We start from the raw sequence: 4,454 nt of genomic DNA on the forward strand, positions 1-4,454 counted from the left end.
GTTGAACAGCGTTACCCCGCCTTCTGGCCCTATATTCAACTGATGCGCCTGGATCGCCCCATTGGCACCCTGTTGCTGTTGTGGCCGACCCTGTGGGCAGTGTGGATTGCCGGGGCGGGCACCCCCAGCCTGACCGTGATTGTGGTGTTCTTTCTGGGCGTGGTGATCATGCGCGCCGCCGGCTGCGTGATTAACGACTTTGCCGACCGGGATTTCGACGGCGATGTGGAGCGCACCAAAGGCCGTCCGCTGGCCACCGGAGCCATCAGTGCCAAGAAAGCCCTGGCGCTGTTCTGCGCTTTGGGCCTGCTGGCCTTTGTGCTGGTGCTGTTCCTCAATGAACTGACGTTCTGGCTGTCCTTCGGCGGGCTGGGGCTGGCGGTGCTGTACCCCTTCACCAAGCGCTTTACCTTTATGCCCCAGCTGTTCCTGGGCGCCGCCTTCAGTTGGGCGATCCCCATGGCGTTTGCCGCCGAAACCGGCGAGGTGCCGGAAATCGCCTGGCTGCTGTACGTGGCCAATGTGCTGTGGACCGTGGCCTACGACACCGAATACGCCATGTGCGACCGCGAAGACGACCTGAAGCTGGGCATCAAGAGCACCGCCATCCTGTTCGGCGATGCGGACCGTTTGATGATCGGCCTGCTGCAGGCCCTCACCCTGCTGGCCCTGATCATGGTCGGCCACCGGCTGGGCTTTAGCTGGCCCTGGTACGCCGGGCTGGTCGGCATGGCCCTGAGCTTTGCCTTCCAGCACAGCCTGATCCGCTACCGCGAACGCTGGCCCAGTTTCCACGCCTTCCTGAACAACCACTGGGCCGGGGCCTGCGTGTTTATCGGCCTGTATTTTCAGTATTTTTAGGAGACGCAACACGCTGCACGCGACACGCAACAACCCGAATTACCCCTGCAGGGAACGGGAAACCGCATCACTTCGCGCCGAGACGTTTCATCTGCGGCCTTCGGCCGAGCCATGCCGGACACCGTAGAAATCGCCTTCCATGGCTCGCGGCCCTCCACATTTCTGCCCTTTCGTACAAGCCCGGATCCGCGTTGTCGCATGTTGCTTGTTGCTTGTTGCGTCTCTATCTGTCATACGGATGTCATAAAAAGGCAATCTAATAGGGCAACATCCCGGGCAGCGCATGCGCGCCCATGACAGGCAAGGAAGGTAAGCCATGTCCCGAAACCGCATTTTGATTGTTGATGATGAGCCCGCCATCCGTGAGATGGTTGCCGTCGCCCTTGAACTGGCCGATTTCGATGTGCTCGAGGCGGAAAATGCCCAGCGCGGCCACGAAATCATTGTCGATGAACGCCCGGACCTGGTCCTGCTGGACTGGATGCTGCCATCCGTCACCGGCATCGAGCTGGCCCGCCGCCTGAAGCGCGATGACACCACCAATGAGGTGCCGATCATCATGCTGACCGCGAAAAGCGAGGAAGATAACAAGATCCAGGGGCTGGACGTGGGGGCCGATGACTACATCACCAAACCCTTCTCCACCCGCGAGCTGATCTCCCGCATCAAGGCGGTGCTACGCCGCGCCTCCAGTGTGGCAGCAGAAAAAGCCATTGAAGTGGAAGGGCTGTGCCTGGACCCGGTCAGCCACCGCATCAGCGCCAACGACTACCCGGTGGACATGGGCCCCACCGAGTACCGTCTGCTGGAGTTCTTCATGAGCCACCAGGAGCGCGCCTATTCCCGCACTCAGCTGCTGGACCAGGTATGGGGTGCCAACGTGTACGTGGAAGACCGTACTATCGACGTGCATATCCGACGCTTGCGCAAGGCCCTGGCGCCGTTCGATTACGACCGCTTTATCCAGACGGTACGCGGCACCGGTTACCGGTTTTCGGTAAAATCCGCCAAGGCGGGCTGAGACAGCGGGCGCTCGGCTGCCTATACTGAAGCCCCATTGCCGGGTGCAAACCCGGCAACCTGCGAACCCGGTAGCGAATCGCGGTGACTGACGCATGAAAGCCAGCCTGGCCAAGGAAGTAAATCGCATTGCCGGCCTGATTTTTCTGGCCGCCCTCGGCGCCTTGGCGGTGGGCCATATCTGGCCACTGCTGGTGGGGCTGGTGGGGTATATTTTCTGGAGTACCCGCCAACTGTTTGCCCTGTACAGCTGGCTGGTGCGCGACGACCACACCGAACCACCGGACAGCATCGGCCTGTGGGGCGAGTTCTATACCCGCCTTGAGCACCTGTTCCAGAAAGAGCGCCGCGCCCAGGAAAATTTGCAGAGCATTATTCATCGCGCCCAGCAATCGGTGAACGCCCTGGACGATGTGGTTATTCTGATCGACCAGCACGGTTACCTGGAGTACTGGAACCATTCCGCCGAGCGCGCCATGGGGTTCAATGCCAGCCAGGATCTGGGCCAGCCGCTGACGAACCTGGTCCGCCATCCCCGGTTTACCGATTACCTGAACAAAGGTGACTTCGACGAGGCACTGGAAATTCCCTCGCCGGTGGACGACAACCGCATCCTCCAGTTCCGCGTCACCGAATTCGGTGTCGGCGAACAATTACTGATGGCCCGGGACGTGACCCGCCTGCATCACCTGGAACAGATGCGCAAAGACTTCGTGGCCAACGTAAGCCACGAACTGAAAACACCGCTCACCGTGCTCAAGGGTTACCTGGAAACCCTGCTCGACACCATTCCTGATGAACAGGCCCGTCTGCGCCGGGCACTGGTGCAAATGGACAACCAGTCCAACCGCATGGAGGCCCTGGTGGCCGACCTGTTGCTGTTGGCCCGGCTGGAAGGCACCGAAGCCGACAGCGTGCGCCAGGCGGTGCCAGTGCACGGCATGCTCAACCGCATGAAAGACAATGCGCTGGCCATCAGCAGCGACAAGCATCACCACATCGAGTTGGATGTCCCCGTCGACGCCCGGCTGATCGCCAACCCCGCCGAGCTGGAAAGCGCCTTCGGCAACCTGATTACCAACGCGGTGAAATACACCCCGGCCGAAGGCACCATCCGCATCCGCTGGTGGCAGGATGCCCAGGGCGCGCACCTGTCTGTCACCGACAACGGCATCGGCATCGACCCGGCCCATATTCCCCGGCTGACGGAACGCTTCTATCGCCCGGACAACAGTCGCGTCACCCAGACCGGCGGCACCGGCCTGGGGCTGGCCATCGTCAAACACGTGATGATCCGCCACAACGGCCGCCTGGGAATCACCAGCGAGCTCAGCAAGGGCAGCACCTTTACCTGTCATTTCCCGGCAGACCGGCTGGTAAACAAGCCCACAGCGGTGGCGGGGTAAAACACTGCAGGAGTGCCTCTTGAGGGACGAACCGGGCGTAGCGAGTCTACAGAATCGCCGCCCGCAGCGACCTGCTCTTAAACAGAGGCGGCGAGTTCTGTCCCTTTCCCATTTACTCACGGATTCGCGCCTCAAGAGGCACTCCTGCAGCGGCCCTGTAGAAATTTTGTACCGCGTCTCCATCTGCACAGAGCATGAGCGAAATTTATGAAAAGAATCTGCGTCTATTGCGGTTCCAGCCCCGGCAACAATCCGGCCTACATTCAGGCTGCCGAAGCGCTGGCCGATGAACTGGTGCGCCGCAATATCGGCCTGGTCTACGGCGGCGCCAGCGTCGGCGTGATGGGCGCCATTGCCAACGCGGTGATGCGCCAGGGGGGCGAGGTCATTGGCATCATCCCCCATGCGCTGATGCGTCGGGAAATCGGCAACGATCACCTGAGCGAATTGCAGATAGTCGATTCCATGCACGAACGCAAAGCGGCCATGGCGGACCAGTCCGATGGGTTTATTGCCTTGCCCGGTGGCATGGGTACGCTGGAAGAAATTTTTGAAATTCTTACCTGGGCACAGCTGGGCTTTCACCAAAAACCCTGCGCCTTGCTCAACGTGAACCACTATTACGATTCCCTCCAGACGTTCCTGCTACATAGCGTACAAGAGGGCTTTCTGAGCAAGGACCACCACCGCCTCCTGCAAGTACACGACGACCCGGTGGCACTGCTGGATCATTTCCGGGATTTCGCTCCCGCGCCCATGGATAAATGGCTCGACAGGCAATCCCAGCTGTAACAATAAAAATGTGAAAGATGATCAAATAGACAATCTGTTCCAAGCCAGAGCAGAGATCAACGCGTTACGGTGATATGGACAGTGTGATCACACACCAACCATGGACGAGGTAACCATTATGCTTGGATGGGCTCTGACATTTCTTATCGTGGCAATTATTGCCGGCGTGCTCGGCTTTGGCGGTATCGCCTCCGGCGCGGCGTCCATTGCCAAAATTATTTTCTTCATTTTCCTGGTCTTGCTGGTCGTCAGCCTGGTGGCCAATGCGGTGAGAGGCCGCGGCCCAAAAATCTGACCACCGCATCACCGCAGGGCTATGGCCAAGCCATAGCCCTCCACTTTCATGTTCTGACATCTGGTCGCCGTTAATCGACA

5 protein-coding genes are annotated in these 4,454 nt (G+C 59.8%); all 5 read left to right on the plus strand.

Annotated features, from left to right (window positions below; all coding sequences use genetic code 11):
- Nucleotides 1-861 (plus strand): 4-hydroxybenzoate octaprenyltransferase (gene ubiA, locus A3754_RS16655; protein ID WP_231880659.1); only part of this gene is annotated, 861 nt, incomplete at its 5' end.
- A gap of 316 nt (nt 862-1,177) precedes the next feature.
- A complete protein-coding gene (phoB, locus tag A3754_RS16660; protein WP_063520599.1) occupies nt 1,178-1,882 on the plus strand; it encodes a phosphate regulon transcriptional regulator PhoB in 705 nt (234 codons plus the stop codon).
- Nucleotides 1,883-1,976: 94 nt separating this feature from the next.
- Nucleotides 1,977-3,287, plus strand: coding sequence for a phosphate regulon sensor histidine kinase PhoR (gene phoR / locus A3754_RS16665; RefSeq protein WP_063520600.1), 1,311 nt, complete (start codon nt 1,977-1,979; stop codon nt 3,285-3,287).
- A gap of 207 nt (nt 3,288-3,494) precedes the next feature.
- On the plus strand, nt 3,495-4,079 hold the full coding sequence (locus A3754_RS16670) for a TIGR00730 family Rossman fold protein (protein ID WP_063520601.1): 585 nt from the start codon (nt 3,495-3,497) through the stop codon (nt 4,077-4,079).
- Nucleotides 4,080-4,197: 118 nt separating this feature from the next.
- On the plus strand, nt 4,198-4,374 hold the full coding sequence (locus A3754_RS16675) for a DUF1328 domain-containing protein (protein WP_082872236.1): 177 nt from the start codon (nt 4,198-4,200) through the stop codon (nt 4,372-4,374).
- Nucleotides 4,375-4,454: the final 80 nt, after the last annotated feature.

Source organism: Alcanivorax sp. HI0083, from assembly GCF_001635175.1.